The sequence below is a fragment of the Streptomyces sp. NBC_00016 genome (assembly GCF_045040885.1).
GTDB lineage: Bacteria > Actinomycetota > Actinomycetes > Streptomycetales > Streptomycetaceae > Streptomyces > Streptomyces coriariae.
Window position 1 is genome coordinate 8,305,479 of sequence record NZ_CP108304.1, and the last position, 26,906, is coordinate 8,332,384.

Annotated in this window: 24 protein-coding genes, 1 pseudogene and 1 riboswitch; of the genes and pseudogenes, 17 read left to right on the forward strand and 8 right to left on the reverse strand. The window is 72.3% G+C overall.

All coding sequences use genetic code 11. From position 1 onward, the window contains the following. Nucleotide 1 precedes the first annotated feature (1 nt). Nucleotides 2–514, reverse strand: a complete 513-nt coding sequence (locus OG933_RS36890) for an energy-coupling factor ABC transporter substrate-binding protein (RefSeq protein WP_405631223.1) — start codon at nucleotides 512–514, stop codon at nucleotides 2–4. Further along, nucleotides 511–1,260, reverse strand: a complete 750-nt coding sequence (locus tag OG933_RS36895; protein ID WP_405633619.1) for an energy-coupling factor ABC transporter permease — start codon at nucleotides 1,258–1,260, stop codon at nucleotides 511–513. The genes OG933_RS36890 and OG933_RS36895 overlap by 4 nt, the downstream gene beginning before the upstream one ends. 29 nt (nucleotides 1,261–1,289) lie before the next feature. Beyond that, nucleotides 1,290–1,474: riboswitch (cobalamin riboswitch) on the reverse strand. A 212-nt stretch (nucleotides 1,475–1,686) separates the two neighbouring features. Between OG933_RS36895 and OG933_RS36900 the strand changes: the two genes are divergently transcribed. The 3 genes and pseudogenes from OG933_RS36900 (at nucleotide 1,687) to OG933_RS36910 (ending at nucleotide 6,642) form a co-directional block, all read left to right on the forward strand. Then, nucleotides 1,687–3,819, forward strand: coding sequence for a SpoIIE family protein phosphatase (locus tag OG933_RS36900; protein ID WP_405631226.1), 2,133 nt, complete (start codon nucleotides 1,687–1,689; stop codon nucleotides 3,817–3,819). Nucleotides 3,820–4,249: 430 nt separating this feature from the next. After that, a complete protein-coding gene (locus OG933_RS36905; protein ID WP_362534739.1) occupies nucleotides 4,250–5,470 on the forward strand; it encodes a cation:proton antiporter in 1,221 nt (406 codons plus the stop codon). 126 nt (nucleotides 5,471–5,596) lie between these two features. Beyond that, nucleotides 5,597–6,642 (forward strand): annotated as a pseudogene (locus OG933_RS36910) (PucR family transcriptional regulator). Between the two features lie 60 nt (nucleotides 6,643–6,702). Here OG933_RS36910 and OG933_RS36915 read toward each other — a convergent pair. Then, nucleotides 6,703–7,188: a cation:proton antiporter regulatory subunit gene (locus OG933_RS36915; RefSeq protein ID WP_405631228.1), complete on the reverse strand. Its 486-nt coding sequence runs from the start codon at nucleotides 7,186–7,188 to the stop codon at nucleotides 6,703–6,705. Between the two features lie 179 nt (nucleotides 7,189–7,367). Between OG933_RS36915 and OG933_RS36920 the strand changes: the two genes are divergently transcribed. Together OG933_RS36920 and OG933_RS36925 are read left to right on the forward strand one after the other, a co-directional pair. Next, complete coding sequence (locus tag OG933_RS36920) at nucleotides 7,368–7,787, forward strand: hypothetical protein (RefSeq protein ID WP_362534745.1); 420 nt, start codon at nucleotides 7,368–7,370, stop codon at nucleotides 7,785–7,787. Between the two features lie 190 nt (nucleotides 7,788–7,977). After that, nucleotides 7,978–9,702: a VanW family protein gene (locus tag OG933_RS36925; RefSeq protein WP_405631230.1), complete on the forward strand. Its 1,725-nt coding sequence runs from the start codon at nucleotides 7,978–7,980 to the stop codon at nucleotides 9,700–9,702. 21 nt (nucleotides 9,703–9,723) lie between these two features. On the opposite strand, the gene OG933_RS36930 is transcribed toward OG933_RS36925, so the two are convergent. Next, a complete protein-coding gene (locus tag OG933_RS36930; protein WP_405631232.1) occupies nucleotides 9,724–10,383 on the reverse strand; it encodes a DUF6629 family protein in 660 nt (219 codons plus the stop codon). Nucleotides 10,384–10,567: 184 nt separating this feature from the next. On the opposite strand from OG933_RS36930, the gene OG933_RS36935 reads away from it, so the two are divergent. The 12 genes from OG933_RS36935 to OG933_RS36990 all read left to right on the forward strand — a co-directional run bounded on the left by OG933_RS36935 (nucleotide 10,568) and on the right by OG933_RS36990 (nucleotide 20,748). After that, nucleotides 10,568–10,924: an STAS domain-containing protein gene (locus OG933_RS36935; protein ID WP_082412700.1), complete on the forward strand. Its 357-nt coding sequence runs from the start codon at nucleotides 10,568–10,570 to the stop codon at nucleotides 10,922–10,924. Then, complete coding sequence (locus OG933_RS36940) at nucleotides 10,921–11,850, forward strand: anti-sigma factor RsbA family regulatory protein (protein WP_362534754.1); 930 nt, start codon at nucleotides 10,921–10,923, stop codon at nucleotides 11,848–11,850. Before OG933_RS36935 ends, OG933_RS36940 begins: the two co-directional genes overlap by 4 nt. Nucleotides 11,851–12,002: 152 nt before the next feature. Beyond that, nucleotides 12,003–13,721, forward strand: coding sequence for an FAD-dependent oxidoreductase (locus OG933_RS36945; protein ID WP_405631234.1), 1,719 nt, complete (start codon nucleotides 12,003–12,005; stop codon nucleotides 13,719–13,721). 134 nt (nucleotides 13,722–13,855) lie between these two features. Next, nucleotides 13,856–14,443 carry a hypothetical protein gene (locus OG933_RS36950; RefSeq protein ID WP_405631236.1) on the forward strand — a complete coding sequence of 196 codons (588 nt, stop codon included), beginning with the start codon at nucleotides 13,856–13,858 and terminating at the stop codon, nucleotides 14,441–14,443. A gap of 116 nt (nucleotides 14,444–14,559) precedes the next feature. After that, nucleotides 14,560–15,306 carry a class F sortase gene (locus OG933_RS36955; protein ID WP_405631237.1) on the forward strand — a complete coding sequence of 249 codons (747 nt, stop codon included), beginning with the start codon at nucleotides 14,560–14,562 and terminating at the stop codon, nucleotides 15,304–15,306. A 137-nt stretch (nucleotides 15,307–15,443) separates the two neighbouring features. After that, complete coding sequence (locus tag OG933_RS36960; protein ID WP_362277533.1) at nucleotides 15,444–16,598, forward strand: SchA/CurD-like domain-containing protein; 1,155 nt, start codon at nucleotides 15,444–15,446, stop codon at nucleotides 16,596–16,598. A 94-nt stretch (nucleotides 16,599–16,692) separates the two neighbouring features. After that, the gene (locus tag OG933_RS36965; RefSeq protein WP_054240490.1) at nucleotides 16,693–17,112 is read left to right on the forward strand and encodes a cupin domain-containing protein; all 420 of its coding nucleotides are present in this window, start codon (nucleotides 16,693–16,695) and stop codon (nucleotides 17,110–17,112) included. Continuing rightward, nucleotides 17,109–18,377, forward strand: a complete 1,269-nt coding sequence (locus OG933_RS36970) for a beta-ketoacyl synthase (protein ID WP_028806148.1) — start codon at nucleotides 17,109–17,111, stop codon at nucleotides 18,375–18,377. The genes OG933_RS36965 and OG933_RS36970 overlap by 4 nt, the downstream gene beginning before the upstream one ends. Beyond that, entirely contained in the window at nucleotides 18,374–19,624 is a 1,251-nt protein-coding gene (locus OG933_RS36975; protein ID WP_362534763.1) for a beta-ketoacyl synthase N-terminal-like domain-containing protein, read from the forward strand. Before OG933_RS36970 ends, OG933_RS36975 begins: the two co-directional genes overlap by 4 nt. A gap of 35 nt (nucleotides 19,625–19,659) precedes the next feature. Next, nucleotides 19,660–19,914, forward strand: coding sequence for an acyl carrier protein (locus OG933_RS36980; protein WP_054240493.1), 255 nt, complete (start codon nucleotides 19,660–19,662; stop codon nucleotides 19,912–19,914). 1 nt (nucleotide 19,915) lies between these two features. Further along, nucleotides 19,916–20,395 carry an SRPBCC family protein gene (locus OG933_RS36985; protein ID WP_362277542.1) on the forward strand — a complete coding sequence of 160 codons (480 nt, stop codon included), beginning with the start codon at nucleotides 19,916–19,918 and terminating at the stop codon, nucleotides 20,393–20,395. Nucleotides 20,396–20,415: 20 nt separating this feature from the next. Next, the gene (locus OG933_RS36990; protein ID WP_020125749.1) at nucleotides 20,416–20,748 is read left to right on the forward strand and encodes a TcmI family type II polyketide cyclase; all 333 of its coding nucleotides are present in this window, start codon (nucleotides 20,416–20,418) and stop codon (nucleotides 20,746–20,748) included. Nucleotides 20,749–20,857: 109 nt separating this feature from the next. On the opposite strand, the gene OG933_RS36995 is transcribed toward OG933_RS36990, so the two are convergent. The 4 genes from OG933_RS36995 to OG933_RS37010 form a co-directional block, all read right to left on the reverse strand. Further along, the gene (locus OG933_RS36995; RefSeq protein WP_362529031.1) at nucleotides 20,858–21,886 is read right to left on the reverse strand and encodes a methyltransferase; all 1,029 of its coding nucleotides are present in this window, start codon (nucleotides 21,884–21,886) and stop codon (nucleotides 20,858–20,860) included. Nucleotides 21,887–21,926: 40 nt separating this feature from the next. Beyond that, nucleotides 21,927–23,042 carry a nitrous oxide reductase family maturation protein NosD gene (locus OG933_RS37000; RefSeq protein ID WP_405631240.1) on the reverse strand — a complete coding sequence of 372 codons (1,116 nt, stop codon included), beginning with the start codon at nucleotides 23,040–23,042 and terminating at the stop codon, nucleotides 21,927–21,929. A gap of 119 nt (nucleotides 23,043–23,161) precedes the next feature. Continuing rightward, nucleotides 23,162–25,393 (reverse strand): nitrate- and nitrite sensing domain-containing protein, encoded by a 2,232-nt coding sequence (locus OG933_RS37005; RefSeq protein WP_405631243.1) that lies wholly within the window; start codon nucleotides 25,391–25,393, stop codon nucleotides 23,162–23,164. Between the two features lie 194 nt (nucleotides 25,394–25,587). Beyond that, complete coding sequence (locus tag OG933_RS37010) at nucleotides 25,588–26,859, reverse strand: GNAT family N-acetyltransferase (RefSeq protein WP_405631246.1); 1,272 nt, start codon at nucleotides 26,857–26,859, stop codon at nucleotides 25,588–25,590. Nucleotides 26,860–26,906: the final 47 nt, after the last annotated feature.

Genomic DNA, 26,906 nt, shown 5'->3' on the forward strand with positions numbered 1-26,906 from the left:
CTCAGGTCCGTTCGGGAGCGGACGCTTCGGAGGCGCTCTCGGAGGGATGGGATCTCGCGGTGTTCCCTGTGTTCCCTGTGTTCCCGGCGTTCCCGGCGTTCCCGGTCTTCTCGTCGCTCTCGGTGCTCTGCGAGGTCCTCGCTGTCGTCGAGGTCTTCGCCGCTGCCGAGGTCGTCGAGGTCGTCGAGGTCGTGGTGTCCCGCTGGGCCAGGGCCCGGAGTTCGCCCTGGCGCCGTCCCCGGTGCAGACCGAAGTAGTAGGCGAGGACCCCCGCACCGAGGGCCGCCTGAAGGGCGAACAGTGCCGACTCGATCTCGCCGGACGGCGGCTCGTACAGGGGCGAGAACCAGGGTTCGTAGTCCGGCCGGATCTCGGTGATCGCCGTCTCCGCCTCCGAGTCGGCGCCCGTGAACGGCTCCTCCTTGTGGTCGCCGAGCCCGAGGGCCAGCGGCAGGACGGCCAGCGCGGCCACCACGAACAGCAGCAGGGCGTTGATCTTCGCGTTACGGCTCACCGGGCCACCGCCTCGGTCCCGGCCTCGGTCCCGGCCTCGGTCCCGGCCTCGGTCCCCGCGTCGGCGCCGGCCTTGGTCCGGCCGCCGGTCACGAGCACGCCCAGCCTGGTCAGTTCACCCTTGCTGGACTGGGTCAGCAGTCGCATCACGAACACCGTGAGGAGCCCCTCGCTGACCGCGAGCGGGATCTGGGTGACGGCGAAGATGGAGCCGAACTTGCCGAGCGCGCCCAGGAATCCGCTGCTCGGGTCCGGGAAGGCGAGCGCCAGCTGCACGCTGGTGACGCAGTAGGTGGACAGGTCGGCCACGAACGCGCCGAAGAACACCGTGACCATCAGCGGCACCTCGAACCGCCGCAGCAGCCGGTAGACCGCGTAACCCGCCCAGGGCCCGACGACGGCCATCGAGAAGACGTTGGCGCCGAGCGTCGTCAGGCCGCCGTGGGCGAGCAACAGGGCCTGGAAGAGCAGGGTGATGGTGCCCAGCACCGCCATGATCGGCGGCCGGAACAGGATGGCGCCGAGCCCCGTGCCGGTGGGGTGTGAGCAACTCCCGGTCACCGAAGGCAGTTTCAGCGCGGACAGTACGAACGTGAAGGCTCCGGAGGCGCCGAGGAGCAGGGTGCTCTCGGGGTGCTCCTTGACCTCACGGGTGAGTGACCGTACTCCGTGGACGACGAATGGCGCGGATGCGACGCCCCAGGCGATCGCATGCGCCGGAGGCAGAAAACCCTCGGCTATGTGCATGGCTGAGCAGACCCTCTCCAGCACCTCGTGGATGGTTGACGTGCCTTGGCCGGTCTCCTGGCTCACGGGTACCACCGCCCGTGCTCCGCCTTCCCGGGTCTCAAGGACCCAGTGGCTGCCCGCGAGGGCCGGAGCCGGACTTCCCGATCACAGTGGCGAGGGCCGCACCGGCATCACACCGGATTTCCCGTTCACCAAGGCGTGGTGACAGTAGTGCCCGCACAGAGGCGCTGACAAGCGGCGATGTGGGGCGCGAAGACGGCGGACGACGGCTCACCCCGGCGCACGGACGCCGTCCGCGGGCCCGACGAAATGCCGCGTCCGCACGGTCGGCGTAGGGTCCGCCGTAGGGGTGACGGCCCTCGGCGCCCGGGGGTCTGCGCGTCGTTCAGCGAGCGCCCCCTGTGCTGCGGGGAAGGTGAGAGTGTGCCGGATGCTGCCGCTGCCGGGTCGGGTGGGGGCCGTGATCCGGAGTCGCTGGACACGGTCCTGGCCGAGGCCGCGCGGGAGACCGGCGCCTCCGTGACCGCCGTGTACCTGCCGGCGGCCGACGAGACGGTGCTGTGGCTCGCCGTACTGGGCGGGCTCCCCTGGGAGATCTCCATGCCCTGGGCGCGAGTGGCGCTGACGGCCGCGTCCCCGGTGTCCGACGCCGTGCGGGAACGACGCCTGGTGTGGATCGGCGGCGCGGAGGAGATGGCGCGCCGCTATCCGCGTCTGTCGCTCGTCGTGCCGTACCGCTTCTCGCTGGCCGCCGCCCCGATCACCACCGGGGAGGAGGTCTGGGGCGGGTTGGTGCTCCAGTGGCCCGCCTCGCACCCGGCACAGCTGAGCGTGCGCGAACGGGAGGCCATGACCGGCCTCTGCCTCCGGGTGGGTCAGTTCCTGCGGCGGGCCGCCGCCGACGGACACCCCGTGCGGGTCGGCGGGGTGCCACGGGTGCTGCCGCCGCTCCGGGCCCGGCCGGTCGCAGCGGCCCAGGCGCAGTCCGCCGTCGACTTCGCCGAGCGCTTCCCCGGCGGCTGCTGCTCGCTGGACGTGGACGGCCGCATCACCTTCGCCACCACCACGGCCGCCCGGCTGCTCGGCTCCGCCGTCCCCGACCTGCTCGGCACCAAGCCGTGGGAGGCGCTGCCCTGGCTCGACGACCCGATCGCCGAGGACAGCTACCGGGCGGCCCTGATCAGCCGCGAACCGACCTCCTTCACCGCCCTGCGGCCGCCGGACCGGTGGCTGTCCTTCCGGCTGCACCCGGACGCCTCCGGCATCAGCGTGTACATCGCCCCCACCCACTCGGCGCACGCCCACGCTCCGCTCAGCGGCCCGCCGCGACCGCATCCGGCGGCTGCCGCCACGCCCGGCCGGGCCGCCACCCTCTACCACCTGATGCACCTGGCGGCCACGCTCACCGAGGCCGTCGGGGTCCGGGACGTGGTCGACCAGGTCGCCGAACAGCTCCCGTCCGCCTTCGGGGCCAGGGCCCTCGCGCTGATGACGGCGGAGGACGGACGCCTGCGGATCATCGGCTACCGCGGCTACTCCGCCGACCTCATGCAGCGTTTCGACGCCGCCCCGCTCACCTCCGACACCCCCGCCGTGCGCACCCTGACCACCGGCGTTCCGGGCTTCTTCGCCACCTTCGCCGAGCTCAGGCGTGCGTATCCCCCCGCGGTCCTCCAGGACGGCATGGCCGCCTGGGCCTTCCTGCCGCTGATCACCTCCGGACGTCCCGTCGGCTCCCTGGTGCTCGCCTACGACCGGCCCCACCCCTTCCTTCCGGAGGAGCGGGCCGTCCTCACCTCCACCGCCGGGCTGATCGCGCAGGCGCTGGACCGGGCTCGTCTCTACGACACCCAGCACCGGCTCGTCCACAACCTCCAGGCCGTTCTGCTGCCCCACACCCTGCCCCGGGTCCCCGGTCTGGACGTGGCCGCCCGCTACCTCCCCGCCACTCGCGGCATGGACATCGGCGGCGACTTCTACGACCTCATCCGCCTCGACACCACCACGGCCGCCGCCACCATCGGTGACGTCCAGGGGCACAACGTCAACGCGGCGGCGCTCATGGGACAGGTCCGCACCGCCGTCCACGCCAATGCCGGCGCGGCCCCCGACGAGGTCCTCGCCCGCACCAACCGCCTGCTCACCGACCTCGACCCCGGCCTGTTCACCAGCTGCCTCTACGTCCACCTCGACCTGACCACGCACGTCGCGTGCCTGGCCAGCGCCGGCCACCCGCCCCCGCTGCTGCGCCACCCCGGCGGCCGCACCGAAGTCCTCCAGGTGCCGCCCGGGCTCCTGCTGGGCATCGAGCCGGACGCCCCGTACGAGTCCATCGAGGTCCCGCTGCCTCCCGGTTCGGTGCTGGCCCTCTATACCGACGGCATGGTCGAAGCCCCGGGCATCGACATCGACGACGCCGTGGACGCCCTCGCCCGCGAACTCGGCCGCACCGGGCCCGGCACCATGAACGCCCTCGCGGACGCCCTCGTCCGGCACGCCCGCCGCTCGACCCCGCGCAGCGACGACATCGCTCTCCTTCTCATCCAACCCATCTGACATGTATTTCTATGATTTTCACCTTTCGGTGTGCGCTAGGATCCTTTACCAAGCGCTTACACTCCGCTGGGCGCCGATCCGCCCGGCCGTGGAGCAACGGGCCGGCGGTCGCCGCCGACGTGATGGGGGGCGTGGCATGGGCCGAGTCGTCCACGTACGCGTCGACAACGCCGCTCGCGACGGCGTTCCCGATACCGGCGGTACCGTCCTGAGCCACCACCCCGTGCGCTGACGCTTCCTCGCCCCGCGCGGTGGAGACAGGCAGACCCACGGTCGGTACCGCCTCACCCGCGACGCAGCCCGCCGCTCACGGCGGCAACCCACGCCCTTCTCCGGCTCCCTGACGCAGCGACGAGCCACTTCGGGACACCCGCACGCCCGTACGGCACAGACGCCACCACCGACTTCGACCGACGGAGGTCAGACGCCCGTGCACGACACCACCGCCCTGCTCATCGAACTCGGGGCGATCATCCTCGTCCTGGGCCTGCTGGGACGCCTCGCCGGACGCGTGGGCTTCTCACCCATACCCCTCTACCTGCTGGCCGGGCTCGCCTTCGGCCACGGCGGCATCCTGCCCCTGGAGGCCAGCGAGGAGTTCGTCGCCACCGGCGCGGAGATCGGCGTCATCCTCCTGCTGCTCCTGCTCGGTCTGGAGTACAGCGCCTCCGAACTCGTCACCAGCCTGAAGACCCAATACCCTTCCGGCGCGGTCGACTTCGCGCTCAACGCCGCCCCCGGCGCCGCGACGGCCCTGCTGCTCGGCTGGGGCCCGGTCGCGGCCGTCGCCCTCGCCGGAGTCACCTGGATCTCCTCCTCCGGCGTCATCGCCAAGGTCCTCGGCGACCTGCGCCGGCTCGGCAACCGCGAGACTCCGGTCGTCCTCGGCATCCTGGTCCTGGAAGACCTCTCCATGGCGCTCTACCTGCCCATCCTCACCGCCCTGCTCGCCGGGGTGAGCCTCGCGGGCGGAGCCGTCACCCTCCTGATCGCCCTGGGGACCGTCGGAGCCGTCCTGTACGTGGCGCTGCGCCACGGCCGTCTCATCAGCCGCGCCGTCTCCTCCGACAACGCCGAGATGCTCCTGCTGGTCGTCCTCGGCCTCACCCTTCTCGTCGCGGGCATCGCCCAGCAGCTCCAGGTCTCGGCGGCCGTGGGCGCCTTCCTCGTCGGCATCGCGCTGTCCGGCGAGGTCGCCGAGGGCGCCAGCAGCCTCCTCACCCCGCTGCGGGACCTGTTCGCCGCGGTGTTCTTCGTCTTCTTCGGCCTGCACACCGACCCCGCGGACATCCCGCCCGTCCTCCTCCCCGCCCTGGCGCTGGCCACCGTCACCGCCCTGACGAAGATCGCCACCGGCTACTGGGCGGCCGGGCGGGCCGGGATCTCCGCCAAGGGCCGGTGGCGGGCGGGCGGCACCCTGGTGGCGCGCGGCGAGTTCTCCATCGTCATCGCCGGACTCGCCGTCGGTGTCGAACCGCGCATCGGCCCGCTGGCCACCGCGTACGTACTGATCCTGGTCGTCCTCGGGCCGCTCGCCGCCCGTTGGACCGAACCCCTCGCCCGCCGCCTCGTCCGGGGGCGCCCGCGGAGCGCGCCGCCCGGCCCGGCCACGCCGACGGAGTCCGCCGAAGCCGTCCACGCGAGCCGCTGAGTCCGGTGGGCGGATACCACGCCGGGCGCCACGCCGGGCGCTGCCCCGGAGTACTCCACCTCGCCGCACCGCTCGGTGGGAACATGTGTCCGATGTTCGACAGTGCTCGATCCGAACGGGGAGACCATGACAGGCCCGCACTCGTCCGAGCCGTTCCTCGACGGATTCGACCGGATCCTGGCGGACGCCGCGCTCACGGGCCGTCGGCTGACCCGGGACGAGATCGAGTCCCGCCGGGCGCTCGGCGCGGTCTCGTCCGCGCGCACCTCGCGGCGGGCCGGGAGGGCCGTCCGCGAGGCGCCGATCCCGACAGCGTCCTCGCCGTCGTCGAACAGGCGGTGGACGCCTTCGCCGACGGCTACGAGCGCGCGCAGCGGCTGGTGGTCCGCAAAGAGGAGGCGGCCCGCCGCGAGTTCATCGACGACCTGCTCCACGGGCGGGGGCCCGCGGGCCAACTCGCCGCGCGCTCCGAACGGTTCGGGCTACGGCTGTCCCGCGCCCACGCGGTCGCGGTGGCCGAGGGCCCGGACACGTACGACGAGACCGACCCCGTTCCCCGGCAGGTGGCGGACGAGCTGTTCGGCCGCTTCGAGAACCGCCGCATCCTGTTCACCACCAAGGACGGCCGGATGGTGTGCATCGCCCCCGCCGACCAGGACGAGGTCCTCACCCACTTCGCCCGGCACGCCCGCGCCACCACGGGCCGGGCCCAGGTCGCCATCGGGCGGTCCAGGCCGGGCCCGGTCGGCATCGGGCACAGCTACGAAGAGGCCCTCAACACCCTGGACGTGGCCCAGCGCATGGGCCTCGACGAGCCGCTGCTGCGCGCCTCCGACCTGCTGGTCTTCCCCGTCCTGGCCCGGGACCGGCAGGCGCTGGTGGACCTGGTGCAGGGCGCTCTGGGGCCGCTGGAACGGGCGCGCGGCGGGGCGCAGCCCCTGCTCGACACCCTGATCGCGTACTTCGACACCGGCTGTGTGGCCGCCGCCACGGCCCGGCGGCTCTCGCTCAGCGTGCGCGCCCTCACCTACCGCCTGGCCCGCATCCACGCCCTGACCGGCACCGACCCCGCCGACCCCGCCCACCGCTACACCTTGCAGACCGCGGTCATCGGCGCCCGACTGCTCGACTGGCCGACCAGGCCCCTGACGTCGGCCGAGACCTCCTTCTAGAGGGGCGGCGTCCGCTGGAGGGGCGGCGCCCGCGCCTCACTCCCGGCGCAACTCCCGGCCTCACTCCCGCGCGAGGATCGCCGCGGCCGCCTCCACACCCTCCCTCGTGCCGATGAGGATCAGCGTGTCCCCGCCGGTCAGCCGGAAGTCCGGCTTCGGTGAGGGGATGGCCTCGGCGCGGCGCAGCACCGCCACGATCGACACCCCGGTCTCGGTGCGCATCCGGGTCTCGCCGAGCAGCCGCCCGTTCCAGTGCGACGTCCCCGGCAGCTCGACGCGCTCCGCCACCAGGCCCAGCTCGGTGGTGGACAGCAGGCTGGGGCTGTGGTGGTCCGGCAGCATCGCGTCGACGAGCGCCGCCGCCTCGCCCGAGGTCAGCCGCACCGACAGGGCACAGGCGTCCGGATCGTCCTCGTGGTAGGAGCTCAGGGTGCGAGCCCCGTCGCGGTGCGCGACCACCGAGAGGCGGCGTTGCTCGCGTGTGGTCAGGTCGTAGCGGACACCGATCCCCGGCAACGGCGTACTGCTCAGGCGTGGAGCACCCACGGCCGCCCCCTGTCTGGTTGGAGCGTTCCTTCGAACACCTGTCGATGCCACCCTAGCCAGCACGGGAACGGGGCGACGGGAGTGTGCTCGGCGACCGGGTGGGAGAATACGCGTCGAGGTCCACGCTGCCGTGGCGGCCGGCGTTCCGGGGGCATGGGGGCCGGAAGGAAGCGTGCAGCATGATCGAGTGGGTGTCCCTCAGGACCGGCGCCCGGCCCGTGCCCCAGCCCGTCGCCACCCCGGTGGTGTGGGCCACGGCCTTCGGCGGCGCGCTGGTCCTGGTGGCCGTGCACAACATGCTGGTGGGCTCGGACCGGCCCGGATTCGCCCTGGCCGCGCTGTCCCTGCTGGCGGCCCTGCTGGGGCTCTGCGCCCGCTTCACCGCGGCCCCGGGTACCGCCGTGCTGTGCTGGCTGACCCTCAACGGTTTCGCCATCCCGCCCGTAGGCACGCTCACCTGGGCCGGCCACCGGGACACCTTCTGGCTCACCTGCCTGTGCGCCGCGACTCTCGTCGGCACCGTGCTCGCCCGGATCATCCAGGCCCGCGCCGCCTACCGCCGGATCGCGGCAGAGCCGGCCGCCCCGTCGACCGACTGATCCGGGGCCGGACGGCGTGATCCGGAACAGACGTGATCCGGAACATACGTGTTCTGGGACATATGATCTCATCGCGCATTTTGGGTAGCTTGGGGTGCTTGCCCATGCTTGCCCCCGTGTTCGACGCTGCCCCGTGTGCGGCGTCGCGCAGCGGGGCGGATCACCCGTCGATCGTCCGTCCTGGAGACCCATGCGCCCCCGAACAGCCTCCGTGCCGCCCCTCGCCCTGGCGGGCGGTGCGCTGACCGTCGGCGTCGGCGCGCTGTACCTGACCGGGCTGCTGCTCACGGGCGGCGAGATCGAGCCGGGCACGACGGTGCGGGGCGTGGACATCGGCGGCCTCAGCCGTGCGGAGGCCGTCCGCAAACTGGACGAGCACCTGACGGCGGCCGGCTCGCGGGAGCTGGCCGTGCGGGTCGGGGACCGCAGCGGGACCGTCGACCCGCGGCAGGCCGGACTCACCTTCGACGCCGAGGACACGGTCGACCGGGTGGCCCGCGTCGGCTCCGATCCGGTCGCTCTGGTCGGCGGGCTCTTCGGCTCGGGGGGCGACGAGGAGCCGGTCGTACACCTCGACGAGAACAAGGCCCGCACCGCTCTGGGGAAGCTGGCGAAGACCCTCGACCAGAAGGTCCGCGAGGGCACGGTCGGTTTCGCCGAAGGCCGGGTCGAGCAGGTCGCCCCGCACCCCGGCTACGCCCTGGACGTGGACGCCGCCGTCGGCACCCTGCGGACCTCCTTCCTGCGCGGCGAGGCGGGCGCGGTCACGGCCCTGCCCGCCCGCGAGACACGGCCGAAGGTCACGGCGGACGAGGTGCGGCGCGCGGTGCGCGAGTTCGCGCAGCCGGCCATGTCGGCGCCCGTCACCCTCACCACGGGCGGCAAGCGGTTCACCATCGGGCAGAAGGTGCTGGGCGAGCATCTGACGATGCGGCCCGACAGCGCCGGCCGGCTGGTACCGAAGCTGGACGACAAGGGGCTGCGCGCGGCCCCCTCGGTGGCCCGCCCGCTGGCCGGCATCACCACCACCGCCGCGAACGCCGGCCTGCGGCTGGACGGCGACCGGGTCGTGGTGGCCGACGACGCCCGGACCGGCGTCCGGATCACCGACAAGGCACTGGGCAAGGCCGTGCTGCCGCTGCTCACCCGGTCCGGCGGAGCGGCCCGCACCGGGGAAGTGGTCGCACTGCGGACGCAGCCGCAGGTGACCCGGGACAGCGCCGCACGGCTGGGGCTGACGGAGAAGATGTCCTCCTTCACCGTCCACTTCGAACCGGCCGCGTACCGCACGAAGAACATCGGCCGGGCCGCGCAGCTCATCAACGGCTCCCTCGTCATGCCGGGCAAGACCTGGAGTTTCAACCGGACCGTGGGGCAGCGCACCGAGGCCAACGGCTTCGGCGAGGGCATCATGATCCTCGACGGCGAGTTCACCAAGGCGCCCGGCGGTGGTGTCTCGACCATGGCCACGACCATGTTCAACGCGATGTTCTTCGCCGGTGTCAAGCCCGTGGAGTACGGCGCCCACTCCTTCTACATCGAGCGCTATCCGCAGGGCCGCGAGGCGACGGTCGCCTGGGGCAGCCTCGATCTGAAGTTCGCCAACGACTCCGGTCACGCCCTCTACATCCAGGCCGAGGCCACCGACACCTCGGTGACCGTCACCTTCCTCGGCACCAGGAAGTACGACGAGATCAAGTCGGTCACCGGGCCCCGCACCCAGGTGCGGCAGCCGGAGCGGAAGGTGAGCACGGACAAGAAGTGCGTGCCGCAGACCCCGCTCGAGGGCTTCGACGTCACCGTCGACCGGGTCTTCTACAACGACGGCAGGGAAGTGCGGCGGGAGCCGTTCCGCACCCACTACACCCCCCGGGACGAGATCACCTGCGAAGCCCCCGCCGAGGACCCGCAGTAGGTCCGGCGGCCGGGCGTGCGCTCAGCGGGTGGCGCCGGAGTTCCTCGTCCGGCTCGGCGGCAGCTGCGCGGCGTCCGGCCGCCGGCGTACCCAGTCGAGCAGCAGCACCGACCACAGCGCCGCGAACGCGCACCAGGTCGAGACGAACTCCAGCCGCCACAGCGTGAAGCAGGCCGCCGCGCCCACGCCGACCACCACCCCCAGGACCAGCAGCCGCCGGTCGCCGGACAGCAGCAGGGAGCCGACGGTGGCCAGGAGATAGCCCGCGACGAGCACGGCCGGGTGCGAGAGGTGGACCGAGTACCCGACCGTGTGGCCGCGGATCTCGGCCGTCACCGGCCCGGTGGCGACAGCGGCCGCGAGCCCCGCGGCGGTCGCGACGCCGAGCGCGAGGAGGAAGTCCAGCCTGCGCCGGGCGGCCGGCGGGGCGGCGCACCGCACGGCCGCGGGCACCCACACCGCCAGCAGCGGCAGCGCGATCACGGCCCAGACGACGGTGGCGGGCCCGCTGCCCCCGCCCGAGTCCCAGACCACCGCCTCCACGATCTGATGAGCCCCGAGCAGCAGCGGCAGCGCGGCAAGGGGAAGATCCCGGCGGTCGCGGACCCGCGTCACGCAGGCCGCCCCGACGGCCGCCACACCGGCGCCCGCCATCAGATCGGCCGTCGCACTCCAACACATCACGTCACCATGGGCTCGGCCGTCGTCCGCATCCGCCTCCTCGTGCGGTGCGGGCCAGGTTACGTCTCGTGCCGGGAATTTCCCGGCCGCCGGGCCGACGCCGCTGTTCGAGTAGCGCACCGACGGTGCAAGGAGCCGCGTTACGCTGGTGCCGGTGAGCGGCAGACAGCGAAGGAGGCCGCGGGTGGTGGACGTCTCGCAGGGAGACGACGGACTCGGGCCGGGGCGCGGCGCGGCCGTGCTGGAGGTGGGCCCGTTGACGGGGCGGCCCGGTATTCGGGCCCGGGGCGAGATCAGCGAGATCACTCGCTCGCCCTGGGAAGAGGCGTTGGCGGGCCTGGCCCGGCAGCACGCCGACGTGTCCTATGTGGAGCTGTCGGAAGTGGCGTTCGTCGACGTGGCAGGGGTGGCGGCGCTCGCCGTCACGGCACTGGGCCTGTCCGGAGGCCGGGTGGTGGTCGAGCATCCGCCACCGCAGGTGCCGCGCGTACTGAGCCTGTTCTGGCCGGGCCTCGGCAGGATCGAGGTGGCGCCGCGATGAACACGGTGGCGACCCACGAGGCGTTCGAGCACCCCGCGCTGTTCTACCGCACCGAACAGGAGTACGTGGACCGGACGGTGTCCTTCGTGCAGGAGGGCCTGGACCTCGGCGAACCGGTGGCGGTGGCGGTGCCGGGACCCAACCTGGAGCTGATCAGGGCCGGACTGGGCGCGGACGCCCGGGCCGTTCGTCTGCTGGACATGACGGTGGCGGGCCGCAACCCGGGCCGGATCATTCCCGGAGTGCTACGCGCGTTCGCGGACTCCCATCAGCGGGGGCGGGTCCGGATCATCGGCGAGCCGATCTGGGCGGGCCGCAGCGCCGTCGAGTACCCGGCCTGCGCGCAGCACGAGGCACTGATCAACGCGGCCTTCGAGGGCCGTCCGGTGACCATCCTCTGCCCGTACGACGAGGCCCGCCTGGACGAGGAGGTCCTGGCCGACGCGAGGATCACCCACCCGACGATCGTGACCCGCGACAAGGAGGGCGTCAGCGAGGACTACGACTGGCGTTCCGTCGTGGCCCGCTACAACGAGGAGCTGGTGCCCGCGCCGGACGCCGCCGTGTTCCCGTTCGGCGCCGACGAGCTGTACGCGGCCCGTGTCTTCGCGGTCGAGGAGGCCGGACGGCTGGGCCTCGCCGGGCAGCGGCTGGCCGACACCGAGCTGGCGGTGGCGGAACTGACCACCAACAGCGTGGTGCACGGCGCCGGACGGGGAACGCTCGCCGTCTGGGCCCGGGCGGGACAGGTCGTGTGCGAGGTCCGGGACGCGGGCCGGCTGTCCGATCCGCTCGCCGGCCGCAGACCGCCCGCGCGCGGTCAGATCGGCGGCCGCGGGCTGATGCTGGTCCACTACGTGGCCGACCTGGTCCGTCTGCACACCTCCGACGAGGGCACGACCGTCCGCTTCTACGTCGGCAGCTGAGAGCCCGGCCGAGACGCCGGCCGATCGGAACCGTTCCCCGTACACCCGAAGGTGTGCGGGGTCCGACGGTTCACGAGGCGCCGGACGGGCCCGTCCGGCGCCGCGACGCAGGCGGGTGAAGCCTGAGGCGCCGTCACCTCCACGGGGCATGCATGAGGATCTCCGCCGTATCCGGCCGGGTCGGCGGAATCGACGCGCTGGAGGCGAGAGTGACGAAAGAACGAGCCGAAGAGACCGGCCCCCACACCCTCAGGGTTCCGGTCCTCATCGTCGGCGGCTCCCTGGTCGGCCTGGCGACCTCGTTGTTCCTGGGACGGCTGGGAGTACCGCACGTACTGGTGGAGCGCCACGCGGGCACCTCCATCCATCCCCGCGGCCGCGGCAACAACGTCCGCACGATGGAGCTGTTCCGAGTGGCGGGTGTCGAGCAGGCGATCCAGGAGGCCGCCGCCACCCTCGCCGACAACCACGGCATCCTGCAGGCGCCCACCCTGGTCGGCGACGCGGGCGAGTGGCTGTTCCGGGACATCGACCCGGGCGGCGGTCTGGCCCGCTTCAGCCCCAGCTCCTGGTGCCTGTGCAGTCAGAACGACCTGGAGCCGGTCCTGCTCGACCACGCCCAACGGCACGGCGGCGACCTGCGCTTCCACACCGAGATGATGTCGTTCGACAGCGACGCCACCGGCGTCACCGCGGTGGTCAAGAGCCGTGGGACGGGCGAGCACACCACCATCCGCGCGGACTACCTCGTCGCCGCCGACGGCCCCCGCAGCCCTGTCCGGGAGCAGCTGGGCATCGGTCAGAGCGGGCCCGGCGACCTGTTCCACAACGTCAGCCTCACTTTCCGCTCCCGCCGCCTCGCCGAGGTCGTGGGCGACCGCCACTTCATCGTCTGCTACCTGACCAACCCGGAGGCCGACGGCGCCCTGCTGCCGGTGGACAACCGCGAGAACTGGGTCTTCCACGCCCCCTGGCACCCCGAACACGGCGAAACCCTCGAGGAGTTCACCGACGAGCGCTGTGTCGAGCACATCCGCCGGGCGGTCGGGGTCGCCGACCTCGACGTGGAGATCACCGGCAAGGCGCCCTGGCACGCCGCCCAGCGGGTCGCCCGCAGCTACCGGTCGGGACGGGTGTTCCTGGCCGGCGACTCGGCCCACGAGATGTCCCCCACCGGGGCCTTCGGCTCCAACACCGGTATCCAGGACGCGCACAACCTCGCCTGGAAGCTGGCCGCGGTCGTCGACGGCTGGGCGGGGGAGGCGCTGCTGGACACCTACGACGCCGAGCGCCGGCCCGTGGCCGAGGCCACCAGCGCCCGGGCCGCCGCCCGGTCGGCCGAGCACAGCCACCCCGGGTTCGCCGCGCCGCCCGCGGCCGGCGGCGGCGGTCCCCAGCGAGGCATCCTCAACGTGGCCCTCGGCTACCGCTACCCGCAGGGCGCCGTCGTCGGCGCCGACCCCGCGGTCCCGGTCGTGCCGGAGGGCCTCGACCTGACCGGCGGACCCGGCAGCAGGGCACCTCACCTGTGGGTCCGCCGGGGGAACGAACGGATCTCGACCCTCGACCTCTACGAGCGGACCCTGGTCCTGCTCAGCGACGCCGCTGCGCCGAGCGGATGGCACGAGGCCGCCACCCGCCTCGCCGAGGAGCTGGTCCTCCCGCTCAGGTCGTACCGGGTGGGCACGGGAGCCGACGCGGACCTGGTGCCGGAGGGCGACGCCGACTGGGCGGAGCGCCACGGCACGGCACGCGGGGGCGCCGTACTCGTGCGGCCCGACGGGTTCGTCGTATGGCGCGCGCCGGGTCCGGACGCGGACGCGGAGGCGACGCTGCGCCAGGTCCTGAAGACCGGGCTGGGGCTCGTCTGACCCCGCGGGCTTCACCCGTGTGAACGCCCCGAGTGGTGCCGCGGCGACGGGCGGCTGACGGTGGATCACATTGCGGTCGGGTCGCCCGAGCTGACGAGGTGTCGGCTGCCCGGTCGTGACGGAAGGACCATCAGATGCGTTCTGCTCGCATGATCCTGGCCACCGCGGCGGCTTCGGCCGCCCTCGCCATCGGCGCCCCCGGCGCCTACGCCGCCGGTGACACGGACCACGACGACTCGTCCTACAGCAAGGAGGACAGCTCCTCGTACAGCAAGGAGCACGACAAGGAGGACGACTCCTCGTACAGCAAGGAGGAGCACGGCAAGGAGCACGGAAAGGAAGAGCACGGCAAGGAGGAGCACGACTCCCCGCACGGCGGCATCCACACCGGCGGCGGCGCCCTCGCCTCGGTGAACGACGGCGGCGACGTGGCCGTGGACCCCAAGTACGACCCCGAGACGTACAAGGACAAGGACAAGGACAAGGACACCGAGAAGGGCAGCTCCACCGGCGAGCACGGCAAGGACTCCTGGAACGGCGGGAAGGAAGAGGAGTCCGGCGGCTGGAGCAAGGAGCACGACAAGCCCAGCGGCGGCATGCACACCGGCGGCGGCGGCCTCGCCACCCCCTCGGCGACCGCGGCCGGAATCGGCGTCCTCGCCGTCGCCGGCACCGGCATCTACGCCCTGCGCCGCAGGAAGACGGCCGGAAGCGCGGCCTGACCCATGCCTGACGCGATAGCGAAGCCGCGGCCGCCACCGGTACCCCCGTGTGGCGGCCCGGCTCGCTCCCCGTGCTCTGTCCGCCCCGCTGCCGCGCCCGAATGAGGTGGTCCCCGATGGCAGTTCCCCCTTCTTCCTCCCCTTCTCCCTCCGACCCCGCCAAACCCTCCGGCACCGAGCCGACGTCCACCGAAGAGGGAACTTCCCGCGCCGGCGTGCTGATGGTCTGCGCCGCGGTCGCGGTGCTCCTGGCGCTGAACCTGTTCGGCGGCGGCAACGAGGCCTCGACCGGTACCGCCAGACCGCCGCACGCCCCGCCCGCCGCCGGCTCGGTCCCCGCCGCCCGCGCACCGGACGCACCGGCCCCGACCGCCGGCGAAGCGGACACCGGGAGCCCGGTGGGCAAGCATCTGCCGCGCTCCCGGCCCGTGCGGCTGTTCATCCCGAAGATCGGGGTCGACGCCCCCTTCGTCGACCTCGCCATCGGCGCCGACGGCCGGCTGGAGCCGCCTCCCGCGAACGACGTCAACCTCGTCGGCTGGCACACCAAGGGAGCCTCACCCGGCGAGACGGGCACCGCGATCATCGCCGGGCACGTCGACACCAAGACCTCCCCGGCCGTCTTCGCGGGGCTCAGCGCACTGGCGAAGGGCGACGGCTTCCAGGTCCTGCGGGCCGACGGCGCCAAGGCGTCCTTCCGGGTCGACAGCGTGGAGACCTTCGACAAGGCCGACTTCCCCAGCGAACGGGTGTACAGCGACACCTCCGAGGCGCAGGTGCGGCTCATCACCTGCGCGGGGGCCTACGACCGGCGAGTCAAGGACTACACCGAGAACCTGGTCGTCTTCGCTCATCTCGTCTGACGGCCGGCCGCCCAGTCACCCACGTAGTTCATCCGAGTCGCGCGCTTGCGGGGACGGGCACAGGATCGAGGAACGCTGACGTCGCATCACCGCGGCCGACGTTCACTTATCCCCTCCGCGAAGGAGATGTGCGCAGGATGACCACCACCTCCGAACGTGTTGCAGGTTCGCGGGCGCGACAGGCGTCACAACGTGTCTCCCAGTCCGTGTTCGACGGCTCCCGGCTCCGCGTCGTCCTTCTGGTCGACGTCTACGACGGCGCCCAGCAGCAGTTCCTCGAGGCGTACGAGCAGCTCTGCAACCAGGTCGCGTCCGTCCCCGGGCACGTCAGCGACCAGCTGTGCCAGTCCATCGAGAACCCCTCGCAGTGGCTCATCACCAGCGAGTGGGAGAGCGCCCCGCCGTTCCTCGCCTGGGTCAACAGCGAGGAGCACGTGGCGATGGTGGAGCCGCTGCACAGCTGCGTGCGCGACACCCGCTCGCTGCGCTTCCACGTCGTCCGCGAGACGGGTGGCCCGGCGGCGGCCGCCGACCAGGCGAAGCGCCGGCTGCAGACGTCGCCCAGGATCGGCGACGGCGTGATCCGGCACGCGCTCACCTTCACCGTCAAGCCGGGCAGCGAGGAGATCGTCGCCAAGATCCTCGCCGACTACGCCTCACCCGAGCCGCAGGTCGACGACACCACCCGGCTGTGCCGCACCTCGCTGTTCATGCACGGCAACCGGGTGGTGCGGGCCATCGAGGTGCGGGGCGACCTGCTCTCCGCGCTGCGCCACGTCTCCCGGCAGCCCGAGGTGCGGGCCGTCGAGGAGGCCATCAACCCCCATCTGGAGCAGGACCGGGACCTCAACGACCCCGAGTCCGCCCGGGTCTTCTTCACCCGCGCCGCGCTGCCGGCCGTCCACCACGTGACGGCGGAGGAGCGGCAGAACCCGCAGGCCGAGCGGTACGCCCTGTACTACCCGGCCCGGCCGGACCGCGGCATGAAGCTGGCCGAGCTGCTCGCCCGGCAGGACGAGGCGGCGGCGGACGACCCGCGCAGCCCGGTCCTGCGCAGCACGATCTTCCAGCGCGACGACGTCGTCGTACGGCTGATCGACGTGCGCGGCGGACTCGAGGCCGCCGACCCGGTACAGGCCCTGGGTCTGTCCGACCCCGGACAGGTGGCCGAGCTGACGACGCTCCAGGACGACGCCGCCGGCGCGTCCAAGTCGAAGGACGGCCGTCTCGCGCGCTTCCTCGAACTGGCGCGCATGGATCTCGTCACCGACCGCCGGTCGCCCGACGCCTGATTCGTCATCACGTGGCAGGGGCGGTGCCCCGCCCCTGCCACGTCGGTGCACCACATCATCGGAGGAAGTCGTGATCACTTCTCGTCACAGAATCATGGATCTCAGCGAGGTCGAGCCCAACACCCGGCGAGGCGGCGACCTGCGCGCCATGCTCACCCCGGCCACGGTGGGCGCCACCAGCGGTTTCATGGGCCTGGCCCTCATCCAGCCCGGCGACCGCATCGGTGAGCACTACCACCCGTACTCCGAGGAGTTCGTGTACGTGGTGTGCGGACAGCTGGAAGTGGACCTGGACGGTGAGCCGCACCCGCTCCAGCCCGAGCAGGGGCTCCTGATCCCCCTCAACGTGCGCCACCGCTTCCGCAACGTCGGCAAGGTGGAGGCCCGTATGGTCTTCCACCTCGGCCCGCTGGCCCCGAGCCCGCCGCTCGGCCACGTCGACACCGAGGGAACCGAAGCCGAGCCCGCCGTGGTCGGGGCGGAGTCGGCCGAGCGACGTCAGGTGCGCTCATGACGAGACGAGTGGCGGTCACCGGCATAGGCATCGTCGCCCCGGGCGGCATAGGCGTACCGGCCTTCTGGAACCTCCTGGCGGACGGGCGCACGGCGACGCGGGCCATCACGTTCTTCGACCCGACCGGTCTGCGGTCGCGGATCGCCGCCGAGTGCGACTTCGACCCGGCGGCCCACGGCCTGGACGCAACGGACGTCGAGCGGTGCGACCGCTACATCCAGTTCGCCCTGGTCGCCGGGGACGAAGCGGTACGCGACGCGGGTCTCGACCTGGCCGCCGAGAACCCCTGGCGGGTCGGTGTCTCGCTGGGCACCGCGGTCGGCGGCACCACCCGGCTGGAGAACGACTACGTCGCGGTCAGCCACGGCGGGCAGCGCTGGAACGTGGACCACCGGGAGGCGGCCCCGCACCTGCACCGCGCGTTCACGCCCAGCACGCTGGCCTCGACGGTGGCGGAGCGGTTCGGGGCGCGCGGTCCGGTGCAGACCGTCTCCACGGGCTGCACCTCCGGGCTCGACGCGGTCGGGTACGCCTTCCACACCGTGGAGGAGGGCCGGGCCGACATATGCATAGCCGGCGCCTCGGACTCGCCGATCTCTCCGATCACCATGGCGTGCTTCGACGCGATCAAGGCCACCTCCTCGAACAACGACGACCCGGCCCACGCCTCGCGTCCCTTCGACGCCGACCGTGACGGGTTCGTCATGGGCGAGGGCGGCGCCGTACTCGTCCTGGAGGAGCTCGAGCACGCCCGGGCCCGCGGCGCGCACGTCTACTGCGAGCTCGGCGGGTACGCCACGTTCGGCAACGCCTACCACATGACCGGCCTGACCAGTGACGGCCTGGAGATGGCCCGGGCCATCGAGGAAGCCCTCGACCACGCCCGGCTCGACGCCACCGCGATCGACTACGTCAACGCGCACGGCTCGGGCACCAAGCAGAACGACCGCCACGAGACCGCCGCGGTGAAGCGCGTCCTGGGCACCCACGCCTACGACACGCCCATGAGCTCCATCAAGTCGATGGTGGGCCACTCCCTCGGCGCGATCGGGGCGATCGAACTCGTCGCCTGTGTGCTGGCCCTGGCCAACCAGGTCGTACCGCCGACCGCGAACTACGAGACGCCCGACCCCGAGTGCGACCTGGACTACGTCCCGCGCGTGGCCCGCGAGCGCAAGCTCGCCAGCGTGCTCTCGGTGGGCAGCGGGTTCGGCGGCTTCCAGTCCGCGGTGGTCATGAACCGGCCGAGGGAGAAGACACGATGAGCGAACCCCAGCCACGGCGCGCGGCCGTCACGGGAATCGGTGTGATCGCGCCCAACGGAGCCAGTACCGAGACCTTCTGGAAGTCCACCAGGGAGGGCATCAGCGTCCTGGACCGGGTCGACCGCGAGGGCTGCGAGGATCTGCCGCTGCGGGTGGCGGGCCAGGTCCGCGACTTCGACCCGTCGGCCGCGATCGAGGAGCGCTTCCTGGTCCAGACCGACCGGTTCACGCACTTCGCGATGGCCGCGGCCGACTTCGCGCTGGACGACGCCCAGCTCGGCCGGCCGGAGACCGACGCCGCGCCCTTCTCCGTGGGCGTGGTCACCGCGGCCGGTTCCGGCGGCGGCGAGTTCGGACAGCGGGAGCTCCAGAACCTGTGGGGCAAGGGCAGTCGCTTCGTCGGCCCGTACCAGTCCATCGCCTGGTTCTACGCCGCCAGCACCGGCCAGATCTCCATCCGCCGCGGCTTCAAGGGCCCCTGCTCGGTGGTCGCCGCCGACGAGGCCGGCGGCCTGGACGCCCTCGCCCACGCGGCGCGGGCGGTGCGTCGCGGCACCGATGTGATCGTGGCCGGCGCCACCGAGGCACCGATCGCGCCCTACTCGGTGGTCTGCCAGCTCGGCTACGAGGAACTCAGCACGGTCGACGACCCGACCCGCGCCTACCGCCCCTTCACCTCCGCGGCCTGCGGGTTCGTGCCGGCCGAGGGCGGCGCCATGCTCGTGGTGGAGGCGGAGGCCGCGGCCCGGGCACGGGGCGCACGGGTGCGGGCCTACCTGGCCGGACACGCGGCGACCTTCACCGGGGCCTCCCGCTGGGAGGAGTCCCGGGAGGGGCTCGCCCAGGCCGTCCGGCAAGCACTGGAGGAGGCCGACTGCGCGCCCGAGGAGATCGACGTGGTCTTCGCCGACGCGCTCGGTGTACCGGAGGCGGACCGCGCCGAGGCCCTGGCGATCGCCGACGCCCTCGGGGCGCACGGTATGCGCGTGCCCGTCACCGCGCCGAAGACCGGGATCGGCCGGGGCTACTGCGCGGCGCCGCTGATGGACGCCGCGGCGGCGGTGCTCGCGATGGAGCACGGCCTGATCCCACCCACCCCCAACGTCTTCGACATCTGCCACGACCTCGACCTCGTGACCGGCCGGGCCCGTACCGCCGAGGTACGCACGGCGCTGGTCCTGAGCAGGGGACTCATGGGGTCGAACTCGGCGCTGGTGCTGCGGCACGGCGCCACCGACGCCTCGTAGCGAGGCGCCGCGGAGCAGCAGAGGAAGGGAATGGCATGACTGACCGCATCACCGTGGAAGAGCTGGCCGAACTCATGAAGAAGTCCGCCGGCGTCACCGTCGCCCCGGAGGAACTCCGCCGCGACGACACCGGCTTCGACCGCCTGGGCGTCGACTCGCTCGGCCTGCTGGGGATCGTGGGCGAACTGGAGAACCGGTACGGCACGCCGATGCCTCCCGACGCCGAACGCTCCAAGTCGCCCCGGCAGTTCCTCGACCTCGTCAACAGCGCCCTCCTGACAGGAGCCTGAGATGACCGGACACACACAGAACGAGATCACCATCGCGGCGCCTCTCGACCTGGTCTGGGAGGTGACCAACGACCTGGAGAACTGGCCGCGGCTGTTCAGCGAGTACGCCTCCGTCGAGATCCTCTCCCGGGAGGGACGCAGGACGACGTTCCGGCTGACCATGCACCCGGACGAGAACGGCACCGTGTGGAGCTGGGTCTCGGAGCGCGAGCCGGACCGCGACACGCTCACCGTCAAGGCCCGCCGGGTCGAGACGGGGCCCTTCGCGCACATGGACATCCACTGGCGGTACGAGGAGGTGCCGACCGGTACGCGGATGGTCTGGACGCAGGACTTCGCGATGAAGCCGGAGGCGCCGGTCGACGACGAGTGGATGACCGACAACATCAACCGGAACTCCAAGGTCCAGCTGGGCCTGATCCGGGACCGCATCGAGAAGACCGCCGCCGAGCGCGGTGCCACCCCCGGTCTGACCGACTGAGCCGGACGGAGAACAGCACCATGCACCAAGCTCTGATCGTCGCCCGGATGGCCCCGGGGTCGGCGCCCGACATCGCCAAGGTGTTCGAGGAGTCCGACCGGGGAGAGCTGCCGCGGCTCGTCGGTGTGAACCGGCGCAGCCTGTTCCAGTTCGGCGACGTGTACATGCACCTGATCGAGTCCGAGCGCGACCCCGGGCCCGCCATCGCCAAGATCACCGGACATCCCGAGTTCCGGGGCGTCAGCGAGCGGCTGGCCGCGTACGTCAGCGCGTACGACCCCGAGACCTGGCGTTCCCCGAAGGACGCCATGGCGCAGCGCTTCTACCTCTGGGAGCGTGAGCCGGCCGGCTGACCCCCGCCGACCATCACCGGTCGCCGGGCCCGCGACGCTGCGGGCCCGGCGACCGGTGGTCTGTGTGTGTCTTCGTGGGTGTGTCTTCGTGTGGGTCTTCGCGGTCGGATCAGCCGGGGACGTGGCAGTCGAACGCGTGCAGGTAGGGGTTGACCGGGCTGATGTCGTCGATGACGAGGCCCGCCTCGGTCAGCCGGTCCACCATGCTCCGGGTGGTGTGCTTCGCCCCGCCGACGTTCAGGAGCAGCAGCAGGTCCATCGCGGTGCTGAACCGCATCGAGGGCGAGTCGTCGACGAGGTTCTCGATGACCACGACCCGGGTCCCGGGGCCGCCCGCCTCACGGACGTTGCGCAGCGCGCGGGCCGTGCTCTCGTCGTCCCACTCCAGGATGTTCTTGATGACGTAGACGTCCGCCTTCACCGGAACGGACGTACGGACGTCGCCGGGTACGACGCGCGCACGGCCGGCGAGGTCGCCGCCCGCGAGCAGACGCGGCACCGCGTTCTCCACCACCCGGGGGAGGTCGAGCAGCGCCCCGTGCATCGACGGGTACTTGTCGAGCAGGCTCGCCACCACGTGCCCCTGGCCGCCGCCGATGTCGGCGACCGAGGAGCTCCCCGTCAGGTCGAGGAACTCCGCGACGTCCCGCGCCGACTGCACGCTGGAGGTCGTCATGGCGCGGTTGAAGATGTCGGCCGACTCCGGGGCGTCCTCGTTGAGGTAGGGGAAGAACTCCTTGCCGTACAGGTCCTCCACCACGTTGCGGCCGGTGCGCACCGCCTCGTCCAGCATCGGCCAGGCGTCCCAGGTCCACGGCTCGGTGCACCACAGCGTGATGGCGCGCAGGCTGTTCGGGTCGTCCTCGCGCAGCAGCCGGGAGACGTCGGTGTGCGCGAAGGTCCCGTCCGGCGCCTCGGCGAAGACGCCGTAGCAGGACAGGGCCCGCAGCAGCCGTCGCAGCGGGCGGGGTTCGGTCTTCACCGCGGCCGCGAGGTCCTCCACGGCCATGGGGCTGTCGCCGAGGGCGTCGGCGACGCCCAGCCGGGCGGCCGCGCGCACGGCGGCGGCACATGCCGCCCCGAACGCGAGTTCCCGCAGCCGCATCGACGGCGGAGGGGCAGACTGAGTGGTCGTCATGTGCCGCCTTCCTTCTTGGAGTTCGTGGGGTTCACGGGGTTCAGCACAGACCGGCGGGCTTCGACGAGCGGCAGGAGTTGCCTTCGAAGGTGTTGCCCTTGCCGGTGTCCGTGTTGACGAGGTCCGGGGAGTTGCCCCGCAGCAGGTTGTCGCTGATCCGGTTCCGCTCGCTGGTCGTGCCCACGAAACTCTTGAACAGGACGATGCCGCCGGACAGCGGGGACTTGCCGACGTTGTCCTTGATCACGTTCCGGGTGACCAGGCTGTCCTCGGCGCCGGTCAGGACGATGCCGGAGCCCTGGAGGGCGTCCAGCCGCGCGGTCTTCGGGCACGACTTGTTGTTGCGCTCGATGCGGTTGTCGCGCACCGTCACGAAGCCGGCCTTCGGCTTGTTCTCGTCGCCGACGACGAACACGCCGGCGCAGTTGCCCGTGAGGTGGTTGCCCGCGAGGGTCAGGTTGCGCAGCCGGCGGACGGTGACGCCGATCCGGTTGCCCTCCAGCCGGTTGTGCTCGACCACGGTTCCCTCGGTGTCCGTGGCGCCCTGCTCCTCCTTGACCGTGTTGGCGAGGAAGAGGCCCGCGTCGCCGTTGTCGCGGGCGGTGTTGTCGCGGAACACGCCATGGACCGAGTGCTCCGTGGCGATGCCCCACACGCCGTTCTTCACCGCGGTGACGCGCCGTACGGTCAGCCCGTCGGCCTCCGTGGCGTAGAGACCGGTCTTGGCGAAGCCGGTCACCGTCAGGGAGGCGACGGTGACGTCGTCGACGCTGTGGTCCTTCGTGCCCACGACGCAGATGCCGTTCCCGGCCGCGGCACAGCTGTTCGCGGCCTTGCCGGTCTTCCCGGTCTTCGAGGCGCCCGATCCGGTGCTCGGGGTGGTGCTGGTGCTCGCGCCCGCCTCCGGTTCGAGCACCGTGCCGCGGCCCACGCCGCGCAGGGTGAGCCCGGGCGTGCTGACGTCGACGCTCTCGTGATAGGTGCCGTAGGTCAGCAGAACGGTGTCGCCCGGCTGGGCCGCGTCCACCGCCTTCTGGATGGATTCCCCCGGGTGGACCACATGGATCCTGTGCGCGGCGACCGGCGGAGCGGCGCCGAGGCCCGTGCCGATCAACGCCGCGGTGCACGCCAAGTACGCGATATGGCATTTCTTCATATTGCGCACGGTATGACCCTATGACCCCGGAACCGGCGGGATGGGCCGTCCGGCGGCGTGTCCCTCCGGTCGCACGCCGCCCGGCGGTCACCGCACGCAGCCCGTCCCGGGGGAGGGCGTCAGCCGGTGCGCGGGCGGCGGTTGCTCCGGGATGCGCGCCGGGAGAGTCGCCGCGGGCGGGCCCCGGTCGTCGGCTGCGGCTTGTCGGCGGAGGGCTTGTCCGGGTGCGGCTCGTCGGCGGGCCGCGTCCCGGCCGGCTCGTCCTGCCACGCCTCGTAGTCCGTGAAGGCGTCACCGGAGTCCTGGCCGCCGGGAGAGAGCGCGGCGCCCGCGTACTCGGGCTGCGGGACGTTCTTGAGCAGGGCCAGCGTCAGGGTGTCGGAGTCGGGCAGGGTGCCCGGCAGGGGCTGGGTGACCGTGTCGGGCAGCATGACGAGGGACGTCGTGCCGGACTTCTCGCCGGAGGGCCGCAACTGGACGCGGATGCCGTGCCGCTCGGCGAGCCTGCCGACCACGAACAGCCCCATGTGCTGGGAGATGTCGACGTCGACGGTCGGCGGGTCGGCCAGCTTGCGGTTGATCACCGCGAAGTCGTCCGCCGCCAGCCCGATGCCCTCGTCGTGGATCTCGACCGTGATCCGGCCGTCGGGGAGCCGCACGGCGGTCACCCGCACCTCCGAGTGCGGGGAGGAGAACACCGTGGCGTTCTCCAGCAGTTCGGCGAGCAGATGCACGAGGTCGGGCACGGTCCGGCCGTCGATCTGGGCCTCCGGCAGCCCGGAGAGCCGGATGCGCTCGTACTGCTCCACCTCCGAGCAGGCCGCGCGGACGACGTCGACCAGCGGCAGCGGCCGGTCCCACTGCTCGGCGGGCCGCTCGCCGCCGAGCACCAGGAGGTTCTCGCCGTTGCGGCGGACCCGGGTGGCGAGATGGTCCAGCCGGAAGAGGTTCTCCAGCTGCTCCGGGTCGGTCTCGTTGTCCTCCAGGCTGGTGATGAGGGCCAGTTGACGTTCGATCAGGGACTGGCCCCGGTGCGAGAGGTTGGTGAAGATCGCGTTGATGTTGCCCCGCAGCAGGGCCTGTTCGGCGGCGAGCCGGACGGCCTCGCGATGGACGAGGTCGAAGGCCCGGGCCACCTCGCCGATCTCGTCGGTGGTGTGGATCGGGATCGGGACGACCCGGGTGTCCACCTCGCCGGAGTCGGGCCGGGACATCTGGTCGACGAGAGCGGGCAGCCGCTGGCCGGCGATCTCGATCGCGCTGGCGCTGAGGCGGCGCATCCCGGTGCTCATCGTGCGGGCCACCCAGGAAGCGAGCAGAAACGCCACGAGCAGCGAGGCGAGCACGAGCGCCGCGTTGGTGACGGCGTCCCGGCGCGCGTCGTCGGCGATGTCGTGGGCGCTCGTCAGCGCGGCGTCGGTCAGGTTCACCTGGATGCCCCGGTAGGCGTCGAAGCCCAGCGTGGACGCGGCGAAGAACGACTCGGGTGTGATGCCCCGCGCGGCCAGTTCCGCGGCCGGCTTCCCGTCGGCGATCTCGGCGATCATCACGTCGATGGCGGGCGGGGCGACGAACGTGCGCCCCGCCGCCGCGGCCTGTGCGGCCGCGGCGGCGGTCTGCTGTCTGCCGCGCTCCTCGGCGGCGGCGAGCGCCTGCTGGAGCCTCGTCACGTCCGCGGTGGTGCCCGCGCCCACGTACTCCTGGAGCCCGACCTGTTCGAGGTAGGCGTACGAGCGGAACGAGGCCAGCTGGGACGCCAGTTCGCCGGGGGCCAGCCGGTCGCGGTCCTCCACCAGCAGGTGGGTGCCGATGGACCGGATCAGGGACTCGGCCGCCTGGGTCAGGGACACGGCGTAGAGCGTCCGGCCGATGCTCGCCTGGCTGCTGCTGCCGAAGCCCAGTTCGTTCGAGATCTCCATCAAGGGGTGCTGGACGGTGTGGTAGCTCTCCTCGGTCTGCACTCCGGACATCCGGGAGGTGAACGCGTTGGCCCGCACGGCGGCGAGTTGCGCCTCACCGGCGCGGACCAGCTGTACGCGCCGGACGAGGCCGCCGGTCTTCGGCATCCGGCCGACCGCCGCGTCGAACACCCGGGCGTCCGCGTCGGTGATCTTCCGGGCCTGTACGACCGTGTCGGAGGTCCTGGCGCCCGTCAGCAGGGGGATGACCGACAGATCGCGCTCGTTGATCGCGTCGCTCGCGTATTTGTTCGCCGCCTGGATCAGTTCCGCCACGCGGACCGCGTCGTCCGCGTCCTGCCAGGTGTCGACCGAGCGTTTCACCCGTACGCCTCCGAGTACGAGGGCGACGAGCACGGGGATCAGCAGCACGGCCCGAAGCCGTCTGGCCACGGGCCAGTTGCGGGTGAGGGGCTTTCTTCGTCCCTCAGCCGCGGGTGAGTTCTTCGGCACGATCGACCTATCGCCTCTGGAGCGCCTCGCGCGTGACGCGCCGGGTACCCCTCACTACGACGCGTCGGCGGCACTGCGTTCAAAAGTGGTGCAAGTTTCACCTAAGACGTCGCTCAGGTTCGGTCGGCGCGCGGTCAGAACCAGTGCAGGCAGTGCGGGGAGCGCTCGGCGCGGAACAGGGCGTCGGCGAGGCCGGCCGCGCCCGGACGGTGGGCCCGGATGTGCCCGGCACGCACGAGCGTGCTCGGGGCGGTACCGCCGAGGTAGACCGAACCCAGGTCGCTCACGTCCAGGGACAGGTCGGGCTCCCGGTCCGTCGGCACGCACTCGGCCTTGCCGTCCCGGACGGTCAGCAGGTGGCGGCCGTGCTCGCCGAGGAACGGGTCGTCGACGTCGAGGACGAGCTCGCCGTCCGCGCCCCAGCCTCGCGCGGTCAGCGCACGCGGGACGTCCAGCAGCCGCACCCAGAGCCAGTCGGTGTCGTCGCTCACCTCGGCGGCCCGGAAGTCCGCGAACTGCCAGCGCAGCGGGTGCTCGGGCGGGAAGTGCTTGAACACGATCCGGGTGACCAGGTCGTGTCCGAGCACGAACCGGGCCAGGGCGGTGAAGACGGCGTCGTCGCCGGCGATCGTCTCGTCGACCGTCAAGGTGTCGCCCTCGCCGATCGAGTAGCTGGCGTACCCGTCCGGCACGCCGTCGGCGTCCCGGTGGACGGCGACGTGGCGCGGCGCCGGAGAGATCGGGGGCTGCCCCGCGCGCCGGGCCCACCAGCGGTGCGGCCGGGACAGCGCGCCGGGCTGCGCGCGGCGGTACCGGTCGTAGACCTCTTCCAGGATCTCGCCGCACTCGGCACTCCGCAGCAGCTCGATCGTGCCCGTGCCCGATCCGGTGTCCGATCCGGTGTCCGAGCCGGTCGCCGGGGCGGTCGCCGGGGCGTCGGCCGTTCCGCGTGCCCGGGGGAGGGCGAGGGCGGCCTTGTGGCGCGGCACCGTCAGCCGCCGGGTGTAGGTCGCCGGTCCGTAGCCGAACCTGCGGTAGATCAGGGCCTCGGAGGCCAGCAGCACGGAGAGGAACTCTCCCCGGGCCCGCAGCTCGGTGAGCTGATGCCGCATCATCGCGCCGAGCACGCCCCGGCGCCGGTGCGAGGGCAGGACGCCGACGGCGGTCACCCCGCCGGCCGGGGCGAGGATCTGACCGGGCAGGGTGAGTTCGAAGGAGTACGCACCGGCGGTGCCGACGGGCCGCCCGTCCGCCGTCACGGCGAGCAGGCCGCGGTCCATCTCGAGCGCCGACCACCAGACCCCGCCGCCGTCCTCGGCCGGGGTTTCCGGGAAGCGCCCGAATGCGGCATGGAGTGTGTCGACGAAGACGTCGAGGTCCTGGTCGGTCGTGGGACGGATCTCCATCGCTGCCGCTGCCTTCCGGGACGACGGCACCACGCGGTGTGGTGCCC

Bases quoted from the DNA above. Each gene is read 5' to 3' on its own strand.
- OG933_RS36895 (WP_405633619.1), bottom strand. From the start codon at position 1,260: ATGCACATAGCCGAGGGTTTTCTGCCTCCGGCGCATGCGATCGCCTGG.
- OG933_RS36920 (WP_362534745.1), top strand. From the start codon at position 7,368: ATGATCGAGTGGGTGTCCCTCAGGACCGGCGCCCGGCCCGTGCCCCAG.
- OG933_RS36925 (WP_405631230.1), top strand. From the start codon at position 7,978: ATGCGCCCCCGAACAGCCTCCGTGCCGCCCCTCGCCCTGGCGGGCGGT.
- OG933_RS36930 (WP_405631232.1), bottom strand. From the start codon at position 10,383: ATGTGTTGGAGTGCGACGGCCGATCTGATGGCGGGCGCCGGTGTGGCG.
- OG933_RS36940 (WP_362534754.1), top strand. From the start codon at position 10,921: ATGAACACGGTGGCGACCCACGAGGCGTTCGAGCACCCCGCGCTGTTC.
- OG933_RS36945 (WP_405631234.1), top strand. From the start codon at position 12,003: ATGAGGATCTCCGCCGTATCCGGCCGGGTCGGCGGAATCGACGCGCTG.
- OG933_RS36950 (WP_405631236.1), top strand. From the start codon at position 13,856: ATGCGTTCTGCTCGCATGATCCTGGCCACCGCGGCGGCTTCGGCCGCC.
- OG933_RS36955 (WP_405631237.1), top strand. From the start codon at position 14,560: ATGGCAGTTCCCCCTTCTTCCTCCCCTTCTCCCTCCGACCCCGCCAAA.
- OG933_RS36960 (WP_362277533.1), top strand. From the start codon at position 15,444: ATGACCACCACCTCCGAACGTGTTGCAGGTTCGCGGGCGCGACAGGCG.
- OG933_RS36965 (WP_054240490.1), top strand. From the start codon at position 16,693: ATGGATCTCAGCGAGGTCGAGCCCAACACCCGGCGAGGCGGCGACCTG.
- OG933_RS36970 (WP_028806148.1), top strand. From the start codon at position 17,109: ATGACGAGACGAGTGGCGGTCACCGGCATAGGCATCGTCGCCCCGGGC.
- OG933_RS36975 (WP_362534763.1), top strand. From the start codon at position 18,374: ATGAGCGAACCCCAGCCACGGCGCGCGGCCGTCACGGGAATCGGTGTG.
- OG933_RS36980 (WP_054240493.1), top strand. From the start codon at position 19,660: ATGACTGACCGCATCACCGTGGAAGAGCTGGCCGAACTCATGAAGAAG.
- OG933_RS36985 (WP_362277542.1), top strand. From the start codon at position 19,916: ATGACCGGACACACACAGAACGAGATCACCATCGCGGCGCCTCTCGAC.
- OG933_RS36990 (WP_020125749.1), top strand. From the start codon at position 20,416: ATGCACCAAGCTCTGATCGTCGCCCGGATGGCCCCGGGGTCGGCGCCC.
- OG933_RS36995 (WP_362529031.1), bottom strand. From the start codon at position 21,886: ATGACGACCACTCAGTCTGCCCCTCCGCCGTCGATGCGGCTGCGGGAA.
- OG933_RS37000 (WP_405631240.1), bottom strand. From the start codon at position 23,042: ATGAAGAAATGCCATATCGCGTACTTGGCGTGCACCGCGGCGTTGATC.
- OG933_RS37010 (WP_405631246.1), bottom strand. From the start codon at position 26,859: ATGGAGATCCGTCCCACGACCGACCAGGACCTCGACGTCTTCGTCGAC.